Below are 26,146 nucleotides of genomic sequence, written 5' to 3' on the forward strand. Positions count from 1 at the left end.
TCCGCTGCGCCGGATCCCCGTCGTCTGCTGCGTCTTTCCTGAGAGGGTCACCGTGGCCGTTGCGAGCGCTCCTTTGCCGAGTCACCACCGGTTTACGCTGCGTATGGCGGTGCTGGCGGTGATCGCCGTCGCGGTCGGCCTGGTGCTGGCCGAACGTCTGTACCGGGTGTTCGAGGTCCAGCTCTCGGGTCTGATACTGAGGGTCATCACCACATCGGGTGTCTTCGTCGCCGGTGAACGCGAGACTGTCTACTTTGGGTTGTCGGGCGATACTCCACTCGGGTTAAGAATGACTCCGGAATGCTCGTCGGCATTCATGTTGCTGCCACTGCTGCTGGTGACCGCCGTCATGTTGTATTTCCGTCCGGGAAATGCGAAGCGGCTCTTCACTTCGTTGGCGATTTCCGCGATCGTCGTCATTCTTGTCAATCAGATGAGGGTTTTGGCCATCGTCGGTCTCGTGAACGTGATGGGTATCGACGAGGGTTATTACTGGGGTCACACCTTGCTCGGCTCGATGGTCAGCGTCCTCGGTGGCGCGGTCGCCCTCGTCCTGTTCGTCTGGCTGAGCACCCGCAAGCCCCGCGCCGAACGCGGGACCGCCTGATGGGCGGCGGCTCGATCAAGATCCTTCTCGCGATCACGCAGGCCTTCGCGCTCACCATGAGCGTGGCGTTCATCGTGTACGTCGTCGTGATCGTCGTGCCGTACCTGCGGCGCAAACCCGCGCCCGTCGGTGACGCCGACGACTTCACCTGGCACTTCTTCGTTCCCTGCCGGGACGAACAGACCGTCATCCGGGAAACCGTGCGGTACCTGCGTTCGACGTTCCGGCAGGCGCACGTCTGGGTCGTCGACGACGACTCCGAGGACCGCACGGCCCGCGTGGTCCGGTCGATCTGGCGGCGCAACGGCGGCTACGACCCGTATCTGCACCTCGTCCCCCGCCGCCGTCCGGAAGCGAGGACGGGCAAGGGCGACGCGCTCAACGCGGCCTATCAGGCGCTCAACGACTGGATGGGCCCGGACGCGAGCCGTGACGACGTGGTCGTCGTGGTCGTCGACGCGGACGGACGGCCGGCGGAGAACTGCCTCGAGGTGTGCGCCGCGGACCATCTCTTCGGCGACGAGACGATCGGCGCCGTGCAACTCGACGTCTGGATGGGCAACGCGGGCACCCGTCCGCCGGGGAAGAACTGGTTCTCCCGCGCGTTCGGGCTGAAGCTGGCCCAGATGCAGGATCTCGAGTTCCGCACGGCCATCGCGGCCATCCAGACCTCGCGCGGGTTCACCGGCACGATCTCCATGGGCGGCAACGGTCAGTTCACGCGACTGTCCGCATTGGACTCGATCGCCGGGCCGGACGAGCAGCCGTGGCGCGGTTCGCTGCTGGAGGATTTCGAACTCGGCGTGCACCTGCTGACCGCGGGCTGGCGGACCGGCTACACGCCGGATTCCCATGTGAAACAGGAAGGTCTGTACAGCCTGCGTCGATTCCTGGTGCAGCGCACGCGCTGGGGCCAGGGCACGATGCAGTGTTCGCGGTATCTCCGGCGGATCTGGGATTCGCCGCATGTGAGCACGCTGGGCGCGGCGGAGATGATGTACTACCTCGCGCAGCCGTGGATGCAGCTGCTCGGCTCGCTGCTGTACCCGATCCCGTTCATCCTGCTGCTCTTCAGCACCGCGGGGGATCCGGCGCAGGTGTGGACCTGGTTCGCCGACGACGGCGCGTGGATCCTGTTCGCGATCTACGGCTCTTTCGGGCTGCTGCCGTTCATCGTGTGGGGCCCGATCTACCAGTTCAAATGCCTGAAGAGCCGAAATTTCCTGCGCGGGATCGGAATGGGCTTCGCCTACGCGCTGTACATCTACACGTTCTACATCACGTCGTGGCGGGCGCTGTTCCGGCTGGTGCGCGGCCGCAACGGCTGGTCGAAGACGCGGCGGAACACCGAGCACGCCCCCGGGGTCAAGGTCGCGCTGGACTCCTGACCCCGGGGACGGGTTCAGACGGCGGGCAGGATCCGGACGTCGTCCGCCTTCACGAACGCGATGCGGTGTCCGAACTGGATCTGCACGTACTTCGTCTTGCCCTTGACGACCACGTGGTTCGCCGGGTCGAACGTCGTCGCCGAGTAGTACTCGGAACCGAGGACGTTGCCGAGCGAGTACCGCTGCCCGGCCGAGAACGTGTACGGCAGCGGGATCACCTGCTGCACCGGCACGTTCGCCGGGTACGCCTCCGCCTCGGGATACGCGCGGCCGAACACCGGCACGGTCGCCAGACCCGGCTTCGGCGTGACGACCAGGCCGAACGCCGGGCTCGTCGTGCGCTGATCGCGGAACCAGCCCTTCTGGCCGAGGTACCAGATCGCCGTCCAGCCGTCACGCCGTTCGGCGACGACGTAGCGCTGCCCGGTCTCCGCGCGGCTGCCGATGTCGGAAACGGCCATCGTGCTCGCCGAACCGTCCGGGCGCAGGCCGATGTCCTTCAGCAGCGGTGCCGTGTCGTTCGGCTCGCTGCGCAGCACGACCGAACCGGAACCCCTTGCCGGGCAAGGCTTTCCCGCGGTCTCGCAGCCGGTGAAGGCGGGCTGGTTCGTGGCGAAGTCCGGCGTGATGGTCACCAGCGGCGAGCCGGGGCGGCCGAAACCGGACAGCGGCGCGCCCATCAGGTCGAAGTAGTGCGCCCAGTCCCAGTACGGGCCCGGGTCCCAGTGCATGCCCTTGATGGTCGAGGGAATGGTGCCGGGGACGTTGTCGTGGCCGAGGATGTGCGCGCGGTCGAGCGGGATGTCGTACTTCCGCGCGAGGTAGCCGACGAGCTTCGCGGAGGTGCGGTACATCGCCTCCGTGTACCAAGTGCCCTTCGCGGCGAAGCCCTCGTGCTCGATGCCGACGGACTTCGCGTTGACGTACCAGTTGCCCGCGTGCCAGGCGACGTCCTTGGTCGGCACGTGCTGCGCGATCTGGCCGTCCGACGAACGGATCGTGTAGTGCCAGCTCACGTAGGTCGGGTCACGGACGAGGTCCATCGCCGTGTCCCAGTAGCCCTCGGTGTCGTGGATGATGATGTATTCGACCTTTTGGCTCTTCGGCCGGTCCGCCTTGTCGTGGTTGCCGTAGTCGTTGTTCGGCAGCTCCTGGTACGGCGCCGGCACCGAAAGGCACGAGACCTTCTTCGGGCACTCCGTCTTCGGGGCTTCCGCCTCGGCGCGCGCCGGGCTCACCGGTGACGCGGCGAGGGTGACGTTCTGACCGTCGTCGGTCCTGCGGCTGACGCCCTTGGAGATCGTGTCGAAGACTTCGTCGGCGAAGGACTGCGCGCCCTCCGCGTCCTTCGCGCCGCTGTAGCGCGCGACGGCGGCCCTCCAGTCGCCGGTTTCGCGCTGGTACTTCGCCAGCAGCGCGGCGCCACCGCGGATGTTCTGCGTGGTGTTCGTGCGCAGCGTCGCGACGTCCTGGCCGATCAGCGTGGCCGCCTCGTCGATGGTCTGGAGACCGGGCGGGGGAGGCTTCGGCGCCGGCGTCACCGGGAGTTTCGCCGTGCGGGCGTCGTCGCCGCGCGGATCCTCCTCGCCGTCGTCGTGATGCGTGCCCGTGCCCGCTTCGCGCAGGTCGGTCAGGTGCATCGGGCCGTAGCCGGCGGACGTGCTCGGGGTGCCGGCGTTGAAATCCCAGCGGGACTCCAGGAAGGAGACGCCGAGCAGGACGTTCTCGGGAACGCCGAACTCCTGCGCGGCGGCCGCGAAGTCCCGCTGACGCTGTTGATCCGCCGGAGCGGCTTCAGCGGGGACAGCGGCGAGGAGACCGGCGGTGAGGCTGAGGATCGCGAGCCCGGCGGTCCGTCTGGACCGGCGCCGGGGCGGCGCGAGGGAAACGGGACGGAAGGGACGCGGCATGGGCGTATACCCCCAGTGACTAGGTCTGCTGAACAGGACCGACCCCAATGGTCGGAACCTAACCAGAAACCGGCTTGGTCCGTAAGGCCCCTCCGGATCGCGATTAGGGGGCTAAACGCAGGTCGGTGGCAAGGTGGGGGGCATGGGTGGGGTGCGGGAGCTTCTGCGGGAGAAGGACCACGTCTTCCTCGACTTCGACGGCCCGGTGTGCGACGTGTTCGCCCGGCTTCCGGCGAGGGAGGTGGCCGACAGGCTGAAACGACTCGTCGAACCCGAGGTGATCGCTTCGGCCGATCCGTTCGACGTGCTCCGGTTCGCGGCCTCATGCGGGCCGAACGCCGCGAACGTCGTCGAGCGACAGCTCAGCCGTTTCGAAGGGGAGGCCGTCGCGCAGGTCTCGCCGTCGCCCGGTGTCGCGGACGTGCTGCGTGACTGGCGTGCGCAGGGGTTCACGGTGACGATCGTCAGCAACAACTCCGTCGACGCGGTCAGGGCGTTCCTGGGGCTGCACGACCTCGCCGAGCTCGTTCGCGGGATCAGCGCGCGGACGACGAGCGACCCGGCGCGGCTGAAGCCCGAGCCCGCGCTCCTCGACGCAGCGGTGAAGGCGCTCGGCACGTCGCCGGGACAGTGCGTCATGGTCGGCGACTCGGCCGCGGACATCCTGGCCGCTCGCGCCGCCGGTGTCGCCTCGATCGCTCTCGCGAAGACGCCGGCGAAGCGCCGGGCCCTCGCCGCCCTGGCTCCCGATGCCCTGGTGACCGACCTCGCCGACCTGCGTTTCGCGGGCTAAACGCGCTCCGGTGGAACCGGGGCGGAACAAAACGGCCGGTCAGGGGCTCGCGGACAAGGTGAGCGGACCCTCCTTGCGAAGCTGGCACTCACATGGCTAGAGTGCTAATTGCACGGCCCGAACACGCCCCGGCACCCGCGACGGCGGGGGTGGTAGGAGCCGTAACTCATCCTGCCAACGCTTTCGACGACCGTGGAGGTCAACCCGGTGAGCGTGAACATCAAGCCGCTCGAGGACAAGATCGTTGTCCAGACGAGTGAGGCCGAGGAGACGACCGCTTCCGGCCTCGTCATCCCCGACACCGCCAAGGAGAAGCCCCAGGAGGGCAAGGTTCTGGCCGTGGGCCCGGGCCGCATCGACGACAAGGGCAACCGCGTCCCGCTCGACGTTTCCGTCGGCGACGTCGTCATCTACTCCAAGTACGGCGGCACCGAAGTGAAGTACAACGGTGAGGACTACTTGATCCTTTCCGCTCGCGACGTGCTGGCCGTCATCAACTGACGTCCGCTCTCAGCGCATGACGCCCCGGGCCCCGCATTGCCGGGGAACGGGGCGTTCGTGTTTTCCGAGCTTTAGAACTGGAAGGTAAGCGGAACAGGCCATGCCCAAGCAGATCAGTTTCGACGAGGACGCTCGTCGCGCGCTCGAGCGCGGGGTGAACAAGCTCGCCGACGCGGTCAAGGTCACCCTCGGCCCGCGCGGTCGCCACGTCGTGCTCGACAAGAAGTTCGGTGGCCCGACCATCACCCTCGACGGCGTCACCGTCGCTCGCGAGATCGAGCTCGACGACCCGTTCGAGAACCTCGGCGCCCAGCTCGCCAAGAGCGTCGCCACCAAGACCAACGACGTCGCCGGTGACGGCACCACGACCGCGACCGTGCTCGCGCAGTCGCTGGTGAAGGTCGGCCTGCGCAACGTCGCCGCCGGTGCCAACCCGACCGCCGTCGGCCGTGGCATCGAGGCCGCCGCGGAGAAGGTCATCGCGGTGCTCAAGGAGAAGGCGACCCCGGTCAAGGGCCGCGACAACATCGCCCAGGTCGGCACCGTCACCTCGCGTGACGCGGCCATCGGCGCCCTGCTCGGCGAGGCCGTCGAGCGGGTCGGCGAAGACGGCGTCATCACGATCGAGGAGTCGTCCACGCTGGCGACCGAGCTCGTGATCACCGAGGGTGTCCAGTTCGACAAGGGCTTCCTCTCGGCGCACTTCGCGACCAACCCGGAGGAGCAGAAGGCGATCCTCGAGGACGCCTACATCCTGCTCGTCCGCGAGAAGATCTCGTCGCTGGCCGACCTGCTCCCGGTGCTGGAGAAGGTCGTCGAGGCCAAGAAGCCGCTGCTGATCATCGCCGAGGACGTCGACGGCGAAGCGCTGTCCACCCTCGTGGTGAACTCGCTGCGCAAGACGATCACCGCCGTCGCGGTCAAGGCGCCGTTCTTCGGCGACCGCCGCAAGGCGTTCCTGGACGACCTCGCGGTCGTCACCGGCGGTGAGGTCATCTCGGCCGAGATCGGGCACAAGCTGTCCGAGACCACGCTGGCCCAGCTGGGCAACGCCCGCCGGATCGTCGTCACCAAGGACGACACCACGCTCGTCGACGGTGCCGGCACCAAGGACGACATCGCGGGCCGTGTCGCGCAGATCCGCAAGGAGATCGAGAACACCGACTCCGACTGGGACCGCGAAAAGCTGCAGGAGCGGCTGGCGAAGCTCGGCGGCGGTGTCGCGGTGATCAAGGTCGGCGCGGCCACCGAGACCGAGCTGAACGAGCGCAAGCACCGCATCGAGGACGCCGTGGCTTCGACCAAGGCGGCCGTCGAAGAGGGCATCCTGCCCGGCGGTGGCTCGGCTCTGGTGCACGCGGTCAAGGAGCTCGACGGCGGCCTCGGCCTCGAGGGTGACGAAGCGACCGGTGTGCGCATCGTCCGCGACGCGCTGTCCGCCCCGCTGTTCTGGATCGCGACCAACGCGGGCCACGAGGGTGCGGTCATCGTGAACAAGGTCCAGGAGCAGAACTGGGGGCACGGCTTCAACGCCGCCACCGGTGAGCTCACCGACCTGCTGGCCGCCGGCATCGTCGACCCGGTCAAGGTGACCCGGTCCGCGGTGGCGAACGCCGCTTCCATCGCCCGGCTCGTGCTCACGACGGAGAGCTCCGTCGTCGAGAAGCCGGTCGAGGAGGAGCCCGCCGCGGCCGGTCACGGCCACGCGCACTAGTTCCACCCCGAAGCGGGGCGGCACTCCACTCGGAGGGCCGCCCCGTTTTGCTTTCCCGCCCCTCTCCCGCGCCCGGATCGCGTTTAGCCCGCGAAACGCGATCCGGCGCCGAGGTGGGGCGCGACCGCGGGCAGAGCGACTTTCGCGGGCTAACTGCGATCTGACGGTGCTCTCGCGCCGACCTGCGTTTCGCGGGCTAAACGCGATCCGGTGCCCGGACATGCGGAAGGGCGGCACCCCACCCGGATGCCGCCCTTCCGCGTTGCCGACTCGGCCGGATCAGCCGTTCGACATGCTCAATTGGCGCTTGTCCGCCTTGATGATGTGCTCGCGTTCCGATTCCGACAGCCCGCCCCAGATCCCGTACGGCTCGTGCACGGCGAGTGCGTGGTTCCGGCACATCGCCAGTACCGGGCAGGCCAGGCACACGGCTTTGGCCCGCGCCTCGCGGCGGGCTCTGGCCGGCCCGCGCTCGCCGTCAGGGTGAAAGAAGGACGCGCTGTCCATGCCTCGGCACGACCCTTCGAGCTGCCAGTCCCATACATCCGCGTTGGGCCCCGGGAGCCTGCGTGTGTCCGCCATCCTGACCGCCTCCGTCATCCGGTCGAAGCGTTTACCTGCTCTGCTGCGCTGCGGATACTCCATTCGGTGCAACGGCGGTAACGTTAGAAGCGCGCCAATACTTGTTCAAGAGATTCAAGACGATTCAGCCGTTAGGCATCCCCCGGATGTGTGAGCCGTACTTTCCGCTCCGGTTGCCCCTGTCCCGGCCTGCCTGGATATTGGGTCGAGTGGGATCTCGGACCAGCAGTGAAGAACCCACCCTGCCGGTGGCCTCCGTCGCTCGCCGGCTCGGGGTCGCACCGTCCACCCTGCGCACCTGGGACCGCAGATACGGCGTCGGGCCGAGCCGCCACACCAACGGTCGTCACCGCCGCTACGGCAGCTCCGACATCGGCCGTCTCGAACTGATGCAGCGCGCGCTCCTTCGCGGCGCCTCGACGGCCGAAGCGGCGAAGTACGCACTCGAGCAGATGCCCAGGATGGCGACGGAGCCCCCGGAATCCGCCGTCGTCCAAGTGGCGGAGCAGGCCGCCGCGCCGGCCGCCGAAGATCACGACGTCCCTTCCCGCCTCGCCAGGCGGTTGAGCACGGCCGCGCTCGCGATGGATTTCGGCGCGGTCCAGCGCATGCTCGCCGACACGATCCGCGAACTCGGCGTCCTGCCGGCCTGGACCGGTGTCGTGTCGCCGGTCCTGACCGCACTCGGTGCGCGCTGGCGCGGGGTGAGCGCCGGAGCGGAGGTCGAGTACCTGCTCGCCGAATGCGTGTACGCCGCCCTCGTCCGCGCGACGCCGGTGCTCCGCGAGCCGCGTAACCAACGCCCGGTCCTGCTGACCTGCGTCCCCGACGAGCGCGACAACATGCCGATGTACGCCCTCGCCGCGGCGCTGGCGGGACGTCGGATCGGCGCCCAGCTGTTCGGGGCGTCCCTGCCCGCCGAAGTACTCGCGGTGACCGTCCGCCGCAGTGTCCCGGCGGCGGTCGTCCTGTGGTCGGGGCGGCGGGCGACCGCGGACCCGCGACTGTTCGCCAGGGTGTCCCGCGGCCGTCAGCGCAGCAGGCTGTTCGCGTGCGGTCCCGGCTGGGATCCCGCCACGCTCCCGGACAAGATCGAACTACTCGGCGAACTGACGACCGCCGCCGACCGGATCGAGCACGTTCTTGTCGGTGCGAGGCGATAGAAAGGACGCATGGAATCGTCCTTGCGGTCCGCCGCGTTCGGTGACGGCGTGCCGCCGCCGGACCCGTTCGCGGTGCCCGCGTCGCCTCGCGGACGGCTGCTCGCCGCGATCGGGCTCGGTGCCCGCGGCCGGTACGCGGCGGCGGCCACCCTGCTGAACGGGTTGCGCGCGAACGGTGGCCCGGTGTTCGCGTCGCTGGCCGCGAGCACGCTGGCGTCGCATCGGCGGCAGTTGGGCGGGCACGCGGCGGCCCTCGTTCTCGACGGCGAGGCGCTCGCGCTGGTGATCACGGAGCCGCCAGGTGAGCCCGACCCCGACGGTCTGGACGCCGAGGGCGCGCGGGCGGACGCCCTCCTGGGGCTCGCGGCGGACAATCTCGGGCGCGGCAGGCTGACCGCCGCCCGGCGGTTGGTCGCGCGTGCGGACGTGCACTGCGGCAACTGGCGGACCCGGACCAGGGCCGGTTGGGTGGGCGCGGAAATCGAACTGGCGGGTAACATTTCCGGGGCGGCCATCGCGCCGGCGGAAATGGCGTGGGAAACCGCGCATGCCAGGGGCGCGTGCCGACATGTCGTCAAATCGAGCCTTGTGCTCGCCGTGACGATCGCGAATGGCGGTTCCGCTGAGCGGGATCGCGCGAAAGCGCTGGTAGAGAGCGCGCGCGAAACCGCCGAGAAATACGAATTCAATTCACTTCTGTGGGTGGCGTGCCTGCTCGAGGCGGACTTCGGGGCAGGACACGCCGATGAGTATCGATCCAGAAGTGCCGAACTGTTGCACGCAGTGTTACGGCATGCGGATCCTTGCGGGAGGTGGCTCGCCCGGGAATCTCCGTGGGTCCCCCTCTGAGGGCGTCTAGCCTGTTGGAGGGCCCATTCCGGCAACCGGGCTAAGAACTTTCAAAAAAAGCCACCGGATCGTGTCAAGGTTCGGGCTAAAGCGTCCGATAGGGGAAGTGGAATGTCACCCGGCTGCAGGAAGGAAACCCCGTGACGACGGTCTTGATCTGCGACGACCGACGCAGTGTCCGCGAAGGGCTCACTCGAGTGATGTCCGCGGTCCCAGGGGTCAGTCGCATCGACTGCGTAGCGCACGGTGACGAGCTGCTGGCCCGGTACTCCCGTCAGCCGGTCGACGTCGTGCTGGTCGGAACCCAGCGCGCTGTCCCGACTGGCGTCGAAGCCACCCGGCGGCTCGTCTCTGCGAACCCCCAAGCGAACGTGATCGTGTTCGGCGCCCCGGACGACGCGGGCAGCATCGCCGCCGCCATCGCCGGCGGCGCGCGCGGCTACCTGCGCTGGGACGCCTCGCGTCCCGAGCTGGTCGCCGCACTGGCGCACACGCTCGCCAGCACCTCGGTGCCGGCGCCGCGCCAGCCGTCCGACCCCGGCGTCCAGCTCACCGAGCGCGAGCTCCAGGTGCTCCGCGGGATGAGCCAGGGCAAGAGCAACGGACAGATCGGCCGCGAGCTGTACCTGTCCGAAGACACCGTGAAGACCCACGCGCGCCGCTTGTTCCGCAAGCTCGGCGTTCGGGACCGCGCTCAGGCGGTCGCCCACGGATTCCGCCGTGGACTTGTTTCCTGACAACGCTTTCCTGATTTCATCGGTCAGATTGCACAACGGGTGACGAACGGGCCGGGGGAGTACCCCTGGCCCGTACCTGTGTTCCCTGTCACGCTTCGTGCTTTTATGTTCGACGCTCGGGCACTCTTGCTCGAGCGAGTCCGCCTCCGGGCGGACCGTCGTACCCCACTGCGTTCCGGCTCGTTGAAAGTTCGACTACGAGCGAAGGGAACCAGGAAGGACCCGGGTTCAGCGTGCTCGCCGGAAAGGCGGCGCGCCGATGACGGCCGTCAGTGAAGGTGTCGGACCCGGGCGGTACTGTAGCTGTCACCGGTAGTGGTCTCCGAAGTCACACGCCGGACTCTTTGCACGCCTATACGTAACACTGGGACTGTTGTCTGCGATGGCCAATGTGGGGGACGGACTGGATGAGCCGGTCGCCGCTGCTGTTGAGGGTGATCCTCAAGCGGTCGAGCGGTTGCTGGCGGCCATCCGTCCTTTGGTAGTGCGGTACTGCCGCGCTCGGGTTGGCAGGCAGGAGCGTTCGTTCGCTTCCGCAGACGACGTTGCTCAGGAGGTGTGTCTCGCGGTGCTCACGGCATTGCCTTCGTACCGTGATCAGGGCCGCCCGTTCCTGGCCTTCGTCTACGGGATCGCCCAGCACAAGGTGGCCGACGCGCATCGCGCCGCGGCCCGAAATCGCGCCGAGCCGGTCGCCGAAGTCCCCGACGAGGTCGAGGGCGGCGTCGGTCCCGAGCAGCGTGCTCTCCAAGGCGAGCTGAACGAGCGCATGTCGCAGCTGCTGCGCGTCCTTCCCGACAAACAGCGTGAGATCGTGGTCCTGCGGGTTGTCGTGGGATTGTCCGCCGAAGAGACGGCAGAGGCCGTGGGGTCCACCCCCGGCGCCGTCCGGGTGGCCCAGCATCGCGCCCTCGCGCGCCTACGTAAGGTTCTGGCCGCTGAGGAGGTGATCTGAGTGACCGATCGCGACCGTCGGTTCTCCCCTGGGACCGATCGTGAACTGACGGCTTTCGAGAGAGGGCTGACGCCCTCGGAAGCCGAGTTCGCAGCTGATCTGTCGGCCGTCCAGGCCGATGACGCGCTGCTCGACGCTCTCGGCGGCTCGGATCCGAAGATGGCCGACGACCTCGGCGATCAAGAGCTCAACGCCCTGCTGCTGGCCTGGCGTCGTGACATCGACAGTGAGCCGCTGGCGGAACTCGTCGACGTCGACACCGCCGTCGTCACCGTGAAGACCGCCGCGCTCGCCCGTAAACACGGGGGAAGACGCCGGCTGCTGGTCCCGGTGGCCGCCGCCGCGGCCGTCCTGGCCATCGCCTTCGCCGGTACCGGTCTCGCCGCGAAGGACGCGCAGCCTGGTGACACTCTCTGGGGCCTGACCAAGGTGCTTTACGCCGACCACGCCCGGTCGGTCGAGGCCGCCGCGGCGGCCAAACTCGATCTCGAGAAGGCCAACCTCGCGCTCGCCGGCGGGCGCCTCGACGACGCACGCAAGGCGCTCGACGAGGCCCAGGCCGCGCTGAACCAGGTGACCGACGAAGAGAACCGCGATCAGCTGCTCGAACAACACCGTCAGTTGAGCGCTCAGCTGCAGAACCCCGGTCAGCAGCCGCTGCCCCCGGATCAGCAGTCGCCTTCGCAGACTCCGGTCGCGACCACCCCGCAGCCCACCACGCAGCCGACGGCTCCGCCGACGTCGCTGCCGGGAGGCGGCAACCCCGGCACGACTTTGCCGGGCACCACGACTCCCTCGCCGACTCCGCCGACCACGACCAGTGAGCCTCCGCCGCCCACGACGTCGACCACGCCGCCGGCCTCGGGCAACGACCCGGGCGGCTCGCGGAACGAACCGTCGCCGGGCGCCGGAGCGCAGGCTCCCGCGGCCGCCGTCGAGACGCCGTAACACCCCAGAACGCCGAAAGGGCCTGGTGAGATCTCTCTCACCAGGCCCTTTCTCTTTCCGGCTCAAATCGCGTTTAGCGGGCTAAACGCGATCAGTAGGCGCTTTCGTTGGCTGTGACACCGTCCGCGAAGCCGCGGCAGTAGTCCCAGCTCACATAGTCGCCGGGGTTCGGATCGAACGCGGGCTCGTGCGGCCGCATGCGGCCGTCGGCGAGCAGCTGCTCGAGACTGGCGCGCAGCAGATGCCAGTCGTGATAGTGGGGTTCGTCGCATTCACCGCAGTCGACCACGATCCCGCGTACTCCGCGCGGCTCGAGAAGCGCCTGGTACACGGCGAGATCGGAGAGGTCGGCCAGCAACTCGGTGCGCTCTTCGTCGCTGATCGGCTCGTCGAGCCGGTCGGCGTCGTCGATGAACGCGCGGGCCGGGTCGTCCGGGTCATCCGCGAACGGGTCTGGGGGCAACGCATCTTGCGGCACGCCTGCACGCTACCGGGCGCCCACCCGGGCCGGGCGGCCGCCCGGCCCGGATATCATGAGGAGCAGGCCCCCGCCACGATGCCACCAGCCACGGCGGCTTCCCTCCATCACCGCCAGGAAGGCCCTTCGCCTGCTATGACCAGCGACAGCGTCACCGCCCCCGTCCCGAGCAAGTTCGCCATGCTCGGGCTGACCTTCGACGACGTGCTGCTGCTGCCGGCCGAGTCCGACGTGGTGCCCAGTGCGGTCAGCACCCGCACCCGGCTCTCGCGCAACGTCACCCTGAACATCCCGCTGGTCTCCGCCGCCATGGACACGGTCACCGAAGGCCGGATGGCCATCGCGATGGCGCGCCAGGGCGGGATGGGCGTGCTGCAGCGCAACCTGCCGATCGACGACCAGGCGGCCGCCGTCGAGGTCGTCAAGCGCTCCGAAGCGGGCATGGTGACCGACCCGGTCACGTGCTCGCCCGAGGACACCCTCGCCGAGGTCGACGCCCTGTGCGCGCGGTTCCGGATCTCCGGCGTGCCCGTCACGGACGCCGCCGGGACGCTGGTGGGCATCATCACCAACCGCGACATGCGGTTCGAGGTCGACCACACCCGCGCGGTGCACGAGGTGATGACGAAGCTGCCGCTGGTCACCGCGCAGGTCGGTGTCACCGCGGAGGCCGCGCTCGGGCTGCTGCGCCGCCACAAGATCGAGAAGCTGCCCATCGTCGACGGTGCGGGCAAGCTGCGCGGGCTGATCACGGTCAAGGACTTCGTCAAGACCGAGCAGTACCCCAACGCCTCCAAGGACACCAACGGCCGCCTGATCGTCGGTGCCGCCGTCGGGGTCGGCCCGGACGGGCACAAGCGCGCGATGGCGCTGGCCGATGCCGGGGTGGACGTGCTGATGGTCGACACCGCGCACGGGCACTCCCGCGCCGTCGTCGAGACCGTCGCGCTGCTGAAGAAGGAACTGGGCGAAACCGTCGACATCGTCGGCGGCAACGTCGCGACCCGGGCCGGGGCGCAGGCGCTGGTGGACGCGGGCGCGGACGGGATCAAGGTCGGCGTCGGCCCCGGTTCCATCTGCACCACCCGCATCGTCGCCGGGGTCGGCGTACCGCAGATCTCCGCGATCTACGAGGCGGACCAGGCGGCGCGCCCGGCCGGGATCCCGGTGATCGGCGACGGCGGCATCCAGTACTCGGGTGACATCGCGAAGGCGATCGCGTCCGGCGCGTCCACGGTGATGCTCGGCAGCCTGCTCGCGGGCACCGCCGAATCGCCCGGCGACCTGATCCTGGTCAACGGCAAGCAGTTCAAGACCTACCGCGGCATGGGCTCGCTGGGCGCGATGCAGTCCCGCGGCGAGGCGAAGTCCTACTCGAAGGACCGCTACGCCCAGGACGACGTGCTGAGCGAGGACAAGCTGGTCCCCGAGGGCATCGAGGGGCGGATCCCGTTCCGCGGGCCGCTCGCGAACGTCGTCCACCAGCTGGTGGGTGGGCTGCGGTCGGGGATGGGCTACGCGGGTGCGTCGACGATCCCCGAGCTGCAGGAGGCGCAGCTGGTGCGGATCACCGCGGCCGGGCTCAAGGAGAGCCACCCGCACGACATCACCATGACCGTCGAGGCGCCGAACTACACCACCCGTTAGTCCGCCCCTTAGGACACTTACCCATCCGGTTCCGTTCCCGGGAGACTTGGCCCGCTGATCAAGTCTCCTGGGAGGAACCCGATGTCTTTCACGTCGCGCCGAACCGCGCTCGCCGTCTTCGCCGCCGCTGCCCTCGGGCTCGGCGGCGGGGTGGCGGCTTCAGCCGTCCCCGCCGCCTCCGCCGCGCCGTCCGCACCCGAGACCGTCGCTCTCCAGGCGTCGCCGGGTGAGCTGTGGAAGCGCACCGAGCTGTACTTCGGGACGACGAAGCCGGGCGGCGGGGAGCTGACCGACGCCGAGTTCGCCGCGTTCACCGACAAGGCCGTCACGCCGAGGTTCCCGGACGGATTCACCGAGCTGACCGGACGCGGCCAGTGGCGCGGTTCGGACGGGGTGATCTCGCGGGAGAGGTCGAAGGTGATCGTCGTCGTGTACCCGTTCACCGATCGCGACGCGAACCGCGAGATCGAGGAGATCCGGACCGACTACAAGAAGGCCTTCGCGCAGGAATCCGTCCTCCGGACCGACTCCGTCGAAAAGGTCTCGTTCTGACCCCGAGCGCCTTTAGCGGGCTAAACGTGAAACGGGTGGGGCACCTGGGGCTGGTGTGACTTCCGGCCCGGTTCGGGTGCCCCGTGCGCAGGTCACCCACGCGGCCTAGCGACAATGGGGTGTAACGGTCGTCGGTGAGAAGGGACTTGACGTGCGGGATCTGGTCGAGATCGGCATGGGCCGCACCGCGCGGCGGGCGTATGACCTCGATGACGTGGAGATCGTGCCGTCGCGGCGCACCCGGTCGTCTTCGGTCGTGTCCACCGCCTGGCAGATCGACGCGTACCGGTTCGAGCTGCCGCTGGTCACGCACCCCACCGACGCGATCGTGTCGCCGGGAACCGCGGTGGCCGTCGGCGAGCTCGGCGGGTTGGGCGTCCTCAACGCCGAAGGGCTCTGGGCGCGGCACCCGAACGTCGAGGACGCGATCTTCCGCCTCGTCCGGGCGGCCGAGGACACCGAGGACCCGACCGCGATCGTGCGTGAGCTGCAGGAGCTGCACTCCGCCCCGATCCGGCTGGACCTGCTGACCGAGGCGATCAAGACCGTCCGCGAGTCCGGGGTCACGGTGGCCGCGCGGGTCAGCCCGCAGCACGCCGCCGAGCTCACGCCGGATCTGCTGGCGGCGGGCGTCGAGATCCTCGTCGTGCAGGGCACGATCATCTCGGCCGAGCACGTCCAGCGCGACGCCGAGCCGCTGGACCTGAAGGACTTCATCGGGCGGCTCGACGTCCCGGTGATCGCGGGCGGCGTGAGCGACTACCGCACCGCGATGCACCTGATGCGCACCGGCGCGGCCGGCGTCATCGTCGGCCACGGAGCCAGCCGTGGCGTGACGAGCACCGACAGCGTGCTCGGGATCGGGACGCCGATGGCGACCGCGATCGTCGACGCCGCGGCCGCGCGCCGCGACTACCTCGACGAGACCGGCGGCCGGTACGTCCACGTGCTCGCCGACGGCGGGATGAGCACGTCCGGCGACATCGCCAAGGCCATCGCCTGCGGTGCCGACGCGGTCATGCTGGGCGCGCCGCTGGCTGCCGCCTCCGAGGCGCCGGGGCAGGGGTTGTACTGGACGTCGGCGGCCGCGCACCCGTCGCTGCCGCGTTCGCGCGTGGCGCTGGGGCCGGACTACGCCGTCGACCTGAAGACGCTGCTGTTCGGGCCGTCCTCGGACGCTGAGGGTGTCGTGAACCTCTTCGGCGCGCTTCGCCGCGCGATGGCGAAGACGGGCTACTCGGACCTGAAGGAGTTCCAGCGGGTGGGCCTGACCGTTCGCCGCTGACCCTCGCTTCCCGGCCCGGATCGCGTTTAGCCCGCTAAACGCGATCCGGGCCGGTTTGCGTTCACGTGCCCAATAGTCACACCTGCCCCATGTGCCCCACCAGTGTCGCGTTTAGCCCGCTAAAGGCGCTCTGAGGCCGCCCGGGCGGCGCGGGTGATTTCGGAATGGCGGGATTTCCAGAAGGCCGGGTCTTTGGTGGGGGCCAGGTCGACGGAGCCGTCCAGGTGCTCTCGCAGGATGTCGGCGTGCCCGGCGTGCCGGCTGGTCTCGGTGAGCATGTGGACGAGGATGTTGAACAGCATCACGTCGGGCCTCGGCCACCACGGCACGCGGCCGGGCGCGTCGACGGGAAGCGCGGCGATCGTCGCGTCGGAGTGCTCCCAGACGCGCCGGTAACGGTCGATGATCTCCTCGCGGGTTTCGTGCTCGGTCGCCCACAAGTCGCTGCCGCGCTCAGGGATCGCCCCGGGGAACGGCCGATCGAAGACCTCGCCGAAGTACCGGGCCTCCCACGCCGCCAGGTGCTTGACCAGGCCGAGAAGGTTGGTCCCCGTCGCAGTCAGCGGACGCCGGATGTCGTACTCGGAGAGCCCGTCGAGCTTCCGGAGCATCGCTTCACGGATCTCTCGTAGGTCACTGTGCAGGTATTCCTTCGCGAAATCGTCGATCACGACTCCGAGCATGCACCATCCGAGTGGAAGGTAACCGGCGAGTAACTTACCTCTGGTCAGAAGGGGTGGCCGGGGTTACAGTCGAGGGTGTGACTGCGAGTAACACCACCACTGAAGACGACTTCGACTACGACGTGATCGTCGTCGGCTCCGGGTTCGGCGGCAGTGTCGCCGCCCTGCGCCTGACCGAGAAGGGCTACCGCGTCGCCGTCATCGAGGCGGGGCGCCGCTTCGCCGACGACGAGTTCGCGAAGACGTCCTGGGACCTTCGCCGCTACGTCTGGGCGCCTCAGGTCGGCTGCTACGGCATCCAGCGCATCCACATGCTCAAGGACGTCATGGTGCTCGCCGGCGCGGGTGTCGGCGGCGGCTCGCTGGTCTACGCGAACACGCTGTACCGCCCGCTGAAGCCGTTCTACGTGGACCCGCAGTGGTCCCACATCACCGACTGGGAGTCCGAGCTCGGCCCGCACTACGACCAGGCCAGCCGGATGCTGGGCGTCGTCACCAACCCCAGCGTCACGCCGTCCGACGTCGTCATGAAGGGCGTCGCCGCGGACATGGGCGTGCCGGAGTCGTACCACCCGACGCCCGTCGGCGTGTACTTCGGCAAGCCGGGGGAGCGCGCGGAGGACCCGTACTTCGGCGGCGCGGGCCCGGCGCGCACCGGCTGCACCGAATGCGGCGCCTGTATGACCGGCTGCCGCGTCGGCGCCAAGAACACGCTGGTCAAGAACTACCTCTACCTCGCGGAGAAGGACGGCGCGAAGGTCATCCCCCTGACCACCGTGAGCGCGATTAGCCCGCTAAACGCAGGTGGGTACGAGGTGAGCATCAGGAAGACCGGGACCACCTCGCGCAAGTTCCGGCACAAGCTCACCGCGGGGCAGGTGGTGCTCGCGGCCGGCACGTGGGGCACGCAGAACCTGCTCCACAGCATGCGCGACACGGCCAAGCTGCCGAAGCTCTCGCCGCGTCTCGGCGAACTGACCCGCACGAACTCCGAGGCCATCATCGGCGCCGCCCGCACCTCGGTCGACGAGGAGCGGAACTTCAGCCGCGGCGTCGCGATCACGTCGTCGATCCACCCCGACGACAACACGCATATCGAGCCCGTCCGTTACGGCAAGGGCAGCAACGCGATGAGCCTGCTCCAGACCATCGCCACCGAAGGCGACTCGGCGGTCCCGCGCTGGCGGCAGGCCGTGAACTTCATGGTCAAGCACCCGGTCCAGACCGTGAAGCTGCTCAACGGCTACCGCTGGAGCGAGCGCACGGTGATCCTGCTGGTGATGCAGAGCCTCGACAACTCCATCACCACGTACACCAAGCGCGGGCTCTTCGGCCGCCGCAAGTACACGTCCAAGCAGGGCCACGGCGAGCCGAACCCCAGCTTCATCCCCGCCGGGCACGAGGCCAACCTCCGCACCGCCGAGCGTATCGGCGGCATGGCGGGCGGCACCTGGGGCGAGATCTTCGACATCCCGCTGACGGCGCATTTCATCGGTGGCGCCCCGATCGGCACGACGGCCGACAACGGCGTGATCGACCCGTACCACCGGGTCTTCAACTATCCCGGCTTGTCCATTGTGGACGGATCGGCGATCACGGCCAACCTCGGCGTGAATCCCTCGCTGACCATCACCGCGCAGGCCGAGCGGGCCTTCTCGTTCTGGCCCAACAAGGGTGAAAAGGACAGCAGGCCGTCGCAGGAATCGCCGTATGCGCGGCTTGAACCGATCGCGCCGAAGAATCCGGCGGTTCCGGCGGCCGCGCCGGCGGCACTTCGGCGCTAAGTTGGGGGAGTGACAGCCTCCGAACGCGCACACGCGCTGCTGAACCGCGTCCGCGCCCTTCACGAAGAATGGGCGCGCGTAGTAGGACAGATGGACGAGGCGGCCGTGCACGCCCCCAGCGGGTTGCCCGGCTGGACCAGGGCGCATCTGTTGTCCCACTTGGCGCGCAACGCCGACGGCCTGGTCAACCTGCTCACCTGGGCGAAATCGGGTGTCGAGACGCCGATGTACGCGGGCGAGGCGGCCAGGGACGACGACATCGAGAAGGGTGCGTACCGGTCCGCCGAGGAGATCGCCGAAGACGTCGTCGCGTCCGCGGCGCGGTTCGTCGAAGTCGCGTCGAGCATGCCGGACGACGCCTGGCCGGTCCGCGTGCGTGCCCGGCAGGGGCGTGAGATCCCGGCGGAGTTCGTGCTGTGGCTCAGGCTTTCCGAGACCGCCATCCACTTGGCGGATCTCGATCTCGGCTACGACTTCGCGCGGGTCGCGGAGTTGCTCGGCGACGAGTTCGAGATCGTCGTCGGCAACGCCATCGGCATGTACGGCGGTGAGCTGCCCTCGGTCCTGCTGGTCGCCGTCGGCGAAGACGGGACGCGTCACGAATGGCGGATGGGTGCCGGAGAGCCGGTCACGCTGACCGGCTCCCCGGGTGACGTCCTGGCGTGGATCACCGGCCGCAGCGATGGATCCACTTTGGACGGTACCGCGCCGCCACTGCCGCATTGGCTGTGACGGTTCGGTCCACAAAGGACTAAGCGCGGAACGAGTCCACGCCGAACTGCTTCGCGATGTCGTCCAGCATGGCGTGCGCGCCCTGCAGGCTGACCGACGTGAACCACGTGGTGTCGTTGACGTCGATCACCTTTCCCTTGAGGGTGCCCCAAAGTGGGTTCGACTGGAACTTCGTCTTGGGGCTTTCGGCCTGCTTGGTCTCGTCGGCGTAGGTGGCGACGAAGATCGCTTCGGCGTCGAGTTTCCCGATCTCTTCCTGGCTCAGGTCGTTGGAGATCTTCGTCTTGTTGTCCGGCTGTCCGGCGGGCCGCTGGAAACCGGCGTCCGCCATCACGGTCCCGGGGAACGACGCGCTGCTGTAGAGCCGCACGGTCGGCTCGCCTTCGACGAAGCGGACCACCGAGACCGCGGCGGGCTTGCCGAGCTTGGCCTTGATCGCGTCGCCGACCTTGCGGGCCCGCTCCTCGTAAGCCTTGATCTTCTGCTCCGCCAAGGCTTCCTTGCCCAGCGCCTTGCCGAGCATCCGGATGTTGTCCTTCCAGGTGGCGCCGGTGGTCTGGCTGAACACCGTGGGCGCGACCTTGCCGAACTCGGCGTAGAACTTCTCGTGACGCACCTTCGCCGAAACGATCAGATCCGGCTTGATGTCGTACAGCTGCTCGATGTCCGGGCTTTCCAGCGCGCCGATCTCCTTGGCGCCCTCGGCGTACTTGCGGTCGTCGCCCAGGTAGTCCGGCAGCTTGTCGTAGTTGCGATATTTGGTGTACGCCACGACCTTCGTCTCGAGCGCCAGCGTCGCGTCGACGTAGCTGGAGTCCAGCGCGGCGACGGTGGCGGGCTGCTTGTCGATCGTGGTCGACCCCATCACGTGTTCGACGGTGCGCGGGAATCCACTTTGGCCGGTGCCGGTGGAGGCGGATTCCTGAGCCCCGCCACCGCATGCGGAGAGTGCCAGGCAGGCGGTCACGGCGAAGGCGACGGCTGCGCGCCGGGGTGGGGTCATGGGTCACTCTTTCTGTGCGGTTAGGCTTTCCTAACCGGAGCATAGGATGGCGGATGTCCACAGTGGAAGTTCGTGTTGGAAAGGCGACAGCGGGAGCCCTGCTCCTCACTCTTCTGGCTGTGATCTGCGTCGCGAGCGTCGCCCTCGGTGCGCGTTCGATTCCGTTGGGTGTGGTGTGGGACGCGATCTTCCATCCCGCGGGGGTGCCGGATCACCTGATCGTCCGTTCGTTGCGGGTGCCGCGCACGCTGCTCGGTGTCCTGGCGGGACTCGCGCTCGGCGCGGCCGGTGCGCTCATGCAGGGACACACCCGTAATCCGCTCGCGGACCCCGGCCTGCTCGGTGTCACCCAGGGCGCGGCGTTCGCGGTGGTGCTCGCCGTCGTCGTGCTGGGCATCGACGACCTCTACGCGTTCATCTGGTTCGGCTTCGCGGGCGCTCTCGTCGCGAGCGCCGTCGTGTTCCTGCTCGGCGCCGTCGGCGGCCGCGGCGCCACACCGGTGACGCTCGCGCTGGCGGGAGCCGCGGTGAGCGCCCTGCTCAACGGCGTCATCTCCGCGATCGTCCTCGGCGACGACAGGGGGATGGAGACGTACCGCTTCTGGCACGTGGGTTCGATCGCGGGCCGGGACCCCGCGATGATCGGCCAGATCGCCCCGTTCGTTGCCGCGGGCCTGCTCCTCGCGGTGATCAACACCCCTGGCATGAACACCCTCGCGCTCGGTGACGACGTCGCCGTCGCGCTCGGCCGGCGGGTCGGCCGGACGCGATTGCTCGGGGTCGCCGCGATCACACTGCTGACCGGCGCCGCCGTCGCCGCCTGCGGGCCGATCGCGTTCCTGGGCCTGCTCGTCCCGCATTTCGCGCGGGCGATCAGCGGACCCGACTACCGCTGGCTGGTGCCGTTCTCGGCGGTGCTCGGCGCGATCCTGCTGCTCGCCGCCGATCTCCTCGGCCGCGTCGTCGCCTCGGACAGCCTGGAGGTCGGCATCATGCTGGCGGTGCTCGGCGTGCCGGTGTTCGTCCACCTCGTCCGCAAGAAGGGCCTGGCACGGATATGACCGCTCCCAAGGTGATCTCGTTCGGCCCGGCGGCCTGGACGGTCCGGCCGAGGACACTCGCCGTCGCGACCCTCGCGGCGATCGCGCTGGTATTGGTCGCGGCGCTGAACATCGGCATCGGCACCTCCCACATCGGCCTCGGCGACGTCTTGAATACGCTGTTCGGCGGTGGCACCACGCGGGAACGCGGGATCATCTTCGACCTGCGGATGCCGCGCACGCTGACCGCGATCGGCGTCGGCGCCGCGCTCGGCCTCTCGGGTGCGCTGTTCCAGACGATCGCCCGGAATCCGCTGGCCAGCCCGGACATCCTCGGGATCACCTGGGGCGCGGGTGTCGGCGCGGTCGGCGTGATCGTGGCCGGCGGCACGGGCGGCCAGGTCAGCGGCCTGGCGAGCACGCTGGGCGTCCCGCTCGCCGGGCTGGCGGGCGGCGTGATCGCGGGAATCCTGCTGTACGCGCTTTCGTGGCGGCGCGGGATCGACGGCTACCGCCTCGTCCTGATCGGTATCGCGCTGTCCGCCGTCGGCTACAACCTCGTGTACTGGCTGCTGACCGTCGGAGACGTCGACAACGCCGCGCGCGCGACGACGTGGATCGTGGGCAGCCTCGCCGACGTCGGCTGGGAATCGGTCGGCCCGGTCCTGCTCGCGCTGGCCGTGCTCGCGCCCGTCACGCTGATCGCCGGGCACACCATCGGCGGGCTGCAGTTCGGCGACGACACCGCGCGCGGTCTCGGCATCCGGGTCGACGCGGCGCGGGGTTCCCTGCTGCTGCTCGCCGCGGCACTGGCCGCCGTCGCCACCGCGGCCGCCGGGCCCATCACCTTCGTCGCGCTGGCCACCCCGCAGATCGCCTTGAGGCTGGTCCGCTCGGCGCAGCCGCCACTGTTCGGATCGATGCTCCTCGGTGCGCTGCTGACCGTCGGCGCGGACTTCGTGGTGCGCGTGACACCGGTCCTGTCGGGGCTCCCGGTCGGTGTGCTGACGGCGATCCTCGGTGCGCCGTATCTGATCTTCCTGTTCATCCGCAGCCGTAAGGAGGAGCGCGCGTGAACGCCAGACTGCGTGCCCGGGAACTGGAACTCGGTTACGGCGAAACGCCCGTCGTGACCGGGCTCGACCTCGACGTCCTCGACGGGACCGTCACCGCGATCATCGGCCCCAACGGCTGCGGAAAGTCCACTTTGCTGCGTGCGCTGGCGAGGTTGCTCAAGCCACGCCAGGGCGCGGTCCTGCTGGACGGAGAGCGGATCGACAAGCTGCCGACCCGTGAGGTCGCCAAGATCATCGGCCTGTTGCCGCAGACGCCGTCCGCTCCCGAAGGGCTGACCGTCTCCGACCTGGTCCGGCGCGGACGGCATCCGCACCAGAGCTGGTACCGGCAGTGGTCGTCCTCCGACGACGAGGCGATCGAGCGGGCGCTGCGGCTGACCGGGATGGACGAGTACGCGGGCCGGGTCGTGGACCAGCTTTCCGGCGGGCAGCGGCAACGGGCGTGGATCTCGATGACGTTGGCCCAGGAGACCGGGCTGCTCCTGCTCGACGAGCCCATCACCTACCTCGACCTCGCGCACCAGATCGACGTGCTGGACCTGGTGTACCGGCTGCACAAGGAACGCGGAACCACCGTGGTGATGGTGCTGCACGATCTGAACCTCGCCGCCAGGTACGCGGACAAGCTGGTCGCGATGCGCGACGGCCGGATCGTCGCGCAGGGCCCACCCGCGGAGGTCCTCACCGAACCGCTCCTCGACGAGATCTTCGGCCTGTCGGCGAAGGTCATGGAGGATCCGGTGTCCGGCACACCGCTGGTCGTGCCGGTGAGCGCACACCTTCGGGCGTAGCGTCGCAACCTGCCCGTCCGCTACGCGTCTAACGGGCATGGAGAGAAGGGCGTTCCTCAAACTCGCCGGTGCGACCGTGGCCGGAGCGGCCGCGACGGCGTGCTCGGCCGCGCCTCCCGCGCAGGCGCCCAGTTCCGCGCCCGGCACGTCGCTGCCGCCGAGCACCGGTGTCACGCCGCCGTCCGGTCCGCCGGACTGGGCCGCGCTGCGGAACAAGATCTCCCTTCTCCTGCCGGGGGATTCCGGTTACGACAACGCCAAACGCGTGTTCAATCCGGCTTTCGACGGGCTCAAGCCCGCCGCGATCGCGAAATGCGTCAAACCCGAGGACGTGCAGGAAGCGGTTTCCGCAGCTGCACGGCGGGTTCCGATCGCCGCTCGTAGTGGTGGCCACAGTTACGCCGGCTACTCGGTTCCCGACGGTGGCCTGATGATCGACCTCGGCGGAATGTCCTCAGTGGACGTCCAAGGTGAACAGGTCGTGATCGGCGCGGGTGCGAAGCTGAAGGACGTCTACGCGACGCTCGGCGCCGCGGGACGTTGCCTTCCCGCGGGTTCCTGCCCCAGCGTCGGGATCGCCGGGCTGACGCTCGGCGGCGGAATCGGTGTCCTCGCCCGGAAATACGGTCTCACCTGTGATCACCTGGTGTCCGCGCGAGTCGTCACGGCGGACGGGAAACTCCGGACGGCATCGGCGGATTCCGAACCCGAGCTGTTCTGGGCGTTGCGCGGCGGGGGAGGCGGCAACTTCGGGATCGTCACTTCGTTCACCTTTCGCACCGACCCGGCGCCTTCGGCCGTTTCGGTGTTCTCCCTGCGATTCCCGGCCGGGAGCGCGAACGACGTGCTCGCCGAGTGGCAGCAGTGGCTTCCCGAAGCGCCGCCGGAGTTGTGGGCGAACGTCGTGCTGTCCGGGGGATCGCCGGTCGGCGCGCGCATCGCTGGTTGCTACGTCGGCGATTCCGCCTCCTTGGGCAAGCTGCTGGACGGATTCCCCGGTGCGACGCGTTCGGTGAAGCAGCTCGACTATCTCGGTGCGATGAAGTACTTCTCCGGCAGCGAAAGCCGACAGTCCTTTGTGGCCTCATCGCGAATACTCGAAGAACCGGCCGATCCCGCGAAGCTGACGTCCGTGCTCAAGGGCAGGCGCGGAATGGATCTCCTGGTCGACGGTCTCGGCGGCGCCGTCGCCGACGTCGCACCGGACGCCACCGCGTTCTGGCACCGGAAGGCGATCGGCAGTGTGCAGATCTACAGTCAGGCGGACACGCGTAACCGTTCCGCGGCAACGGGTTCCGTCGCGGAAGTGGTGACGGGGCTCGGGCTGGGCGGGGGCTACGTCAACTACATCGACCCCGCCCTGCCCGACTGGATGACGGCGTACTACGGCGGCAATGCCACCCGCCTCAAGCAGGTGGCCAAAACCTACGACCCGGACAAGGTCTTCGGTTTCGCGCAGGCTGTCACCCCGGATTAGAGGTCGATGCCGGTGAAGACGGTGACCCGTTCCTCGGTGAGGTCGTTCATCGCGGCGAGAACGCCTTCCCTGCCGACGCCCGATCCCTTGACGCCGCCGTACGGCATCTGGTCCGCTCGGTAGGACGGGACGTCGCCGATGATCACGCCGCCGACTTCGAGTTCCGTCGAGGCGTAGAAGGCGAGATGGACGTCGCGGGTGAACACGCCGGCCTGCAAGCCGTAGGCGGATTCGTTGACCGACGCGAAAGCCTCGTCGACACCATCCACAATGGACACCGCGAGTACCGGGCCGAAGATCTCCTCCGCCCAGGCCTTTGTGGACGGTGGGACGTCGGTGAGCACGGTCGGCTCCACCGTGGCTCCGTCACGCTTGCCACCGGTGAGGATCTTCGCGCCCGCGGCGACGGCTTCGTCGATCCAGGCCACGATCCGCTCCGCGGCGGCCTCGTCGACGACCGGGCCCACGTCGGTGTTCTTGTCGTACGGGTCGCCGGTGCGCTGGGCCTTCACGGCTTCCACCAAGGCGGGCACGAACTCTTCGGCGACCTCGCGTTCGACGATGACGCGTTGCACGGCGATACAGGACTGCCCGGCCTGGTAGTTGCCGAAGGTCGCGATCCGCTCCGCCGCGCCCTCGGGATCCGGCCAGTCGCGGAGCACGACGGCGGCCGCGTTGCCGCCGAGTTCGAGCACGACGTGCTTGCGCGGCGCGGCGTCCGCGATCGACCAGCCGACCGGACCCGAACCGGTGAACGACACGACCGGCAGCCGGGGATCCGCGACCAGCGCCGACGTCTCCTCGTTGCCGAGCGGCAGCACCGAGAACGCGCCCTCCGGCAGGTCGGTCTCGGCCAGGATCTCACCGAGGATCAGCGCGGCGAGCGGCGTCCGAGGGGCGGGTTTGACGATGATCGGCGCGCCGACCGCGAGCGACGGCGCGACCTTGTGCGCCACCAGGTTCAGCGGGAAGTTGAACGGCGCGATCCCCAGCACCGGGCCGCGGGGGACACGGCGGGTGAGCGCCAGCCTGCCTTCGCCCGCCGGGTCGGTGTCCAGCCGCTGCAGATCACCGCTGAACCGGCGGGCCTCCTCGGCGGCGATCCGGAACACCGACACCGCGCGCCGCACCTCGGCCTCGGCCCATTTGAGCGGCTTGCCGTTCTCGGCGGTGATGACCTCGGCGATCTCCTCGGCCCGGCCCGCGATGACCCGCGAAACGTGGTCGAGCGCCGCGGCGCGGCTGTGCGCCGAGGAACGCCGGAACTCCTTCGCGACACTCGCCGCCGCGCTCACCGCTCGCTCGACCTGATCAGGGCCGGGCACCGCGACGGTGGCGACTTCGCTTCCGTCGAAGGGGTGGTGCACGGTGAGCGTCGAAGCGCCCTGCTCGGGGCGTCCGGCGATCCAGGCGGGGCGCGGCTCCGGGGTGATCATGTCCATGGGTGACAA

Annotated in this window: 25 protein-coding genes; 19 read left to right on the forward strand and 6 right to left on the reverse strand. The window is 69.0% G+C overall.

Going from position 1 to position 26,146, the window contains the following annotated elements:
* Nucleotides 1-103: 103 nt before the first annotated feature.
* Both xrtP and AMK34_RS27880 read left to right on the forward strand, forming a co-directional pair.
* Nucleotides 104-607, forward strand: a complete 504-nt coding sequence (gene xrtP / locus AMK34_RS27875; RefSeq protein ID WP_038519723.1) for an exosortase P — start codon at nt 104-106, stop codon at nt 605-607.
* Complete coding sequence (locus AMK34_RS27880; RefSeq protein WP_073847342.1) at nt 607-1,995, forward strand: glycosyltransferase; 1,389 nt, start codon at nt 607-609, stop codon at nt 1,993-1,995. Before xrtP ends, AMK34_RS27880 begins: the two co-directional genes overlap by 1 nt.
* 14 nt (nt 1,996-2,009) lie before the next feature.
* Here AMK34_RS27880 and AMK34_RS27885 read toward each other — a convergent pair whose 3' ends face one another.
* Entirely contained in the window at nt 2,010-3,905 is a 1,896-nt protein-coding gene (locus tag AMK34_RS27885; RefSeq protein ID WP_073847343.1) for an N-acetylmuramoyl-L-alanine amidase, read from the reverse strand.
* A gap of 142 nt (nt 3,906-4,047) precedes the next feature.
* Between AMK34_RS27885 and AMK34_RS27890 the strand changes: the two genes are divergently transcribed.
* From AMK34_RS27890 to groL, 3 genes are all read left to right on the forward strand, one after another.
* Nucleotides 4,048-4,698, forward strand: a complete 651-nt coding sequence (locus AMK34_RS27890) for an HAD family hydrolase (RefSeq protein ID WP_038519717.1) — start codon at nt 4,048-4,050, stop codon at nt 4,696-4,698.
* 207 nt (nt 4,699-4,905) lie between these two features.
* Nucleotides 4,906-5,199, forward strand: a complete 294-nt coding sequence (gene groES, locus AMK34_RS27895; protein ID WP_007031106.1) for a co-chaperone GroES — start codon at nt 4,906-4,908, stop codon at nt 5,197-5,199.
* Between the two features lie 100 nt (nt 5,200-5,299).
* The gene (groL, locus tag AMK34_RS27900; RefSeq protein WP_038519714.1) at nt 5,300-6,913 is read left to right on the forward strand and encodes a chaperonin GroEL; all 1,614 of its coding nucleotides are present in this window, start codon (nt 5,300-5,302) and stop codon (nt 6,911-6,913) included.
* A gap of 279 nt (nt 6,914-7,192) precedes the next feature.
* On the opposite strand, the gene AMK34_RS27905 is transcribed toward groL, so the two are convergent.
* Entirely contained in the window at nt 7,193-7,513 is a 321-nt protein-coding gene (locus AMK34_RS27905) for a WhiB family transcriptional regulator (RefSeq protein ID WP_073847344.1), read from the reverse strand.
* 230 nt (nt 7,514-7,743) lie between these two features.
* On the opposite strand from AMK34_RS27905, the gene AMK34_RS27910 reads away from it, so the two are divergent.
* The 5 genes from AMK34_RS27910 (at nt 7,744) to AMK34_RS27930 (ending at nt 12,147) form a co-directional block, all read left to right on the forward strand.
* Nucleotides 7,744-8,658, forward strand: coding sequence for a MerR family transcriptional regulator (locus AMK34_RS27910; RefSeq protein WP_174492115.1), 915 nt, complete (start codon nt 7,744-7,746; stop codon nt 8,656-8,658).
* Nucleotides 8,659-8,667: 9 nt separating this feature from the next.
* Nucleotides 8,668-9,507, forward strand: coding sequence for a hypothetical protein (locus tag AMK34_RS27915; RefSeq protein ID WP_073847345.1), 840 nt, complete (start codon nt 8,668-8,670; stop codon nt 9,505-9,507).
* 140 nt (nt 9,508-9,647) lie between these two features.
* Nucleotides 9,648-10,244: a response regulator transcription factor gene (locus AMK34_RS27920; RefSeq protein WP_003073605.1), complete on the forward strand. Its 597-nt coding sequence runs from the start codon at nt 9,648-9,650 to the stop codon at nt 10,242-10,244.
* A gap of 382 nt (nt 10,245-10,626) precedes the next feature.
* Nucleotides 10,627-11,199, forward strand: a complete 573-nt coding sequence (locus tag AMK34_RS27925; protein WP_026467317.1) for a sigma-70 family RNA polymerase sigma factor — start codon at nt 10,627-10,629, stop codon at nt 11,197-11,199.
* The gene (locus AMK34_RS27930) at nt 11,200-12,147 is read left to right on the forward strand and encodes an anti-sigma-D factor RsdA (protein ID WP_073847346.1); all 948 of its coding nucleotides are present in this window, start codon (nt 11,200-11,202) and stop codon (nt 12,145-12,147) included.
* Between the two features lie 91 nt (nt 12,148-12,238).
* On the opposite strand, the gene AMK34_RS27935 is transcribed toward AMK34_RS27930, so the two are convergent.
* Nucleotides 12,239-12,625: a DUF5319 domain-containing protein gene (locus tag AMK34_RS27935; protein ID WP_005166667.1), complete on the reverse strand. Its 387-nt coding sequence runs from the start codon at nt 12,623-12,625 to the stop codon at nt 12,239-12,241.
* A 135-nt stretch (nt 12,626-12,760) separates the two neighbouring features.
* Here AMK34_RS27935 and guaB point away from each other — a divergent pair, with 135 nt between their 5' ends.
* The 3 genes from guaB to AMK34_RS27950 all read left to right on the forward strand — a co-directional run bounded on the left by guaB (nt 12,761) and on the right by AMK34_RS27950 (nt 16,109).
* Nucleotides 12,761-14,272 carry an IMP dehydrogenase gene (gene guaB, locus AMK34_RS27940; protein ID WP_038519695.1) on the forward strand — a complete coding sequence of 504 codons (1,512 nt, stop codon included), beginning with the start codon at nt 12,761-12,763 and terminating at the stop codon, nt 14,270-14,272.
* Between the two features lie 81 nt (nt 14,273-14,353).
* A complete protein-coding gene (locus tag AMK34_RS27945; protein ID WP_073847347.1) occupies nt 14,354-14,824 on the forward strand; it encodes a DUF3574 domain-containing protein in 471 nt (156 codons plus the stop codon).
* A 151-nt stretch (nt 14,825-14,975) separates the two neighbouring features.
* Complete coding sequence (locus AMK34_RS27950; RefSeq protein WP_034304399.1) at nt 14,976-16,109, forward strand: GuaB3 family IMP dehydrogenase-related protein; 1,134 nt, start codon at nt 14,976-14,978, stop codon at nt 16,107-16,109.
* Nucleotides 16,110-16,228: 119 nt separating this feature from the next.
* On the opposite strand, the gene AMK34_RS27955 is transcribed toward AMK34_RS27950, so the two are convergent.
* Nucleotides 16,229-16,792 (reverse strand): DinB family protein, encoded by a 564-nt coding sequence (locus AMK34_RS27955; RefSeq protein WP_073847348.1) that lies wholly within the window; start codon nt 16,790-16,792, stop codon nt 16,229-16,231.
* A 77-nt stretch (nt 16,793-16,869) separates the two neighbouring features.
* On the opposite strand from AMK34_RS27955, the gene AMK34_RS27960 reads away from it, so the two are divergent.
* Nucleotides 16,870-18,576, forward strand: a complete 1,707-nt coding sequence (locus tag AMK34_RS27960; protein ID WP_073847349.1) for a GMC family oxidoreductase N-terminal domain-containing protein — start codon at nt 16,870-16,872, stop codon at nt 18,574-18,576.
* A gap of 9 nt (nt 18,577-18,585) precedes the next feature.
* On the forward strand, nt 18,586-19,308 hold the full coding sequence (locus AMK34_RS27965) for a maleylpyruvate isomerase N-terminal domain-containing protein (RefSeq protein WP_073847350.1): 723 nt from the start codon (nt 18,586-18,588) through the stop codon (nt 19,306-19,308).
* A 19-nt stretch (nt 19,309-19,327) separates the two neighbouring features.
* Here AMK34_RS27965 and AMK34_RS27970 read toward each other — a convergent pair whose 3' ends face one another.
* A complete protein-coding gene (locus tag AMK34_RS27970; RefSeq protein WP_174492070.1) occupies nt 19,328-20,311 on the reverse strand; it encodes an ABC transporter substrate-binding protein in 984 nt (327 codons plus the stop codon).
* A 53-nt stretch (nt 20,312-20,364) separates the two neighbouring features.
* On the opposite strand from AMK34_RS27970, the gene AMK34_RS27975 reads away from it, so the two are divergent.
* From AMK34_RS27975 to AMK34_RS27990, 4 genes are read left to right on the forward strand one after another with little or no spacing between them, the layout of a single operon-like run.
* A complete protein-coding gene (locus AMK34_RS27975) occupies nt 20,365-21,372 on the forward strand; it encodes a FecCD family ABC transporter permease (RefSeq protein ID WP_051972690.1) in 1,008 nt (335 codons plus the stop codon).
* Nucleotides 21,369-22,427, forward strand: a complete 1,059-nt coding sequence (locus AMK34_RS27980) for a FecCD family ABC transporter permease (protein ID WP_073847351.1) — start codon at nt 21,369-21,371, stop codon at nt 22,425-22,427. The genes AMK34_RS27975 and AMK34_RS27980 overlap by 4 nt, the downstream gene beginning before the upstream one ends.
* Entirely contained in the window at nt 22,424-23,218 is a 795-nt protein-coding gene (locus AMK34_RS27985) for an ABC transporter ATP-binding protein (RefSeq protein ID WP_038519676.1), read from the forward strand. The genes AMK34_RS27980 and AMK34_RS27985 overlap by 4 nt, the downstream gene beginning before the upstream one ends.
* A 37-nt stretch (nt 23,219-23,255) precedes the next feature.
* Nucleotides 23,256-24,695 carry an FAD-dependent oxidoreductase gene (locus tag AMK34_RS27990; protein WP_073847352.1) on the forward strand — a complete coding sequence of 480 codons (1,440 nt, stop codon included), beginning with the start codon at nt 23,256-23,258 and terminating at the stop codon, nt 24,693-24,695.
* Here AMK34_RS27990 and AMK34_RS27995 read toward each other — a convergent pair.
* Nucleotides 24,692-26,137 (reverse strand): aldehyde dehydrogenase family protein, encoded by a 1,446-nt coding sequence (locus tag AMK34_RS27995; protein ID WP_073847353.1) that lies wholly within the window; start codon nt 26,135-26,137, stop codon nt 24,692-24,694. The two genes, AMK34_RS27990 and AMK34_RS27995, sit on opposite strands and share 4 nt — an antisense overlap.
* Nucleotides 26,138-26,146: the final 9 nt, after the last annotated feature.

The organism is Amycolatopsis sp. CB00013 (genome assembly GCF_001905755.1).
Taxonomy (GTDB): Bacteria; Actinomycetota; Actinomycetes; order Mycobacteriales; family Pseudonocardiaceae; genus Amycolatopsis; species Amycolatopsis japonica.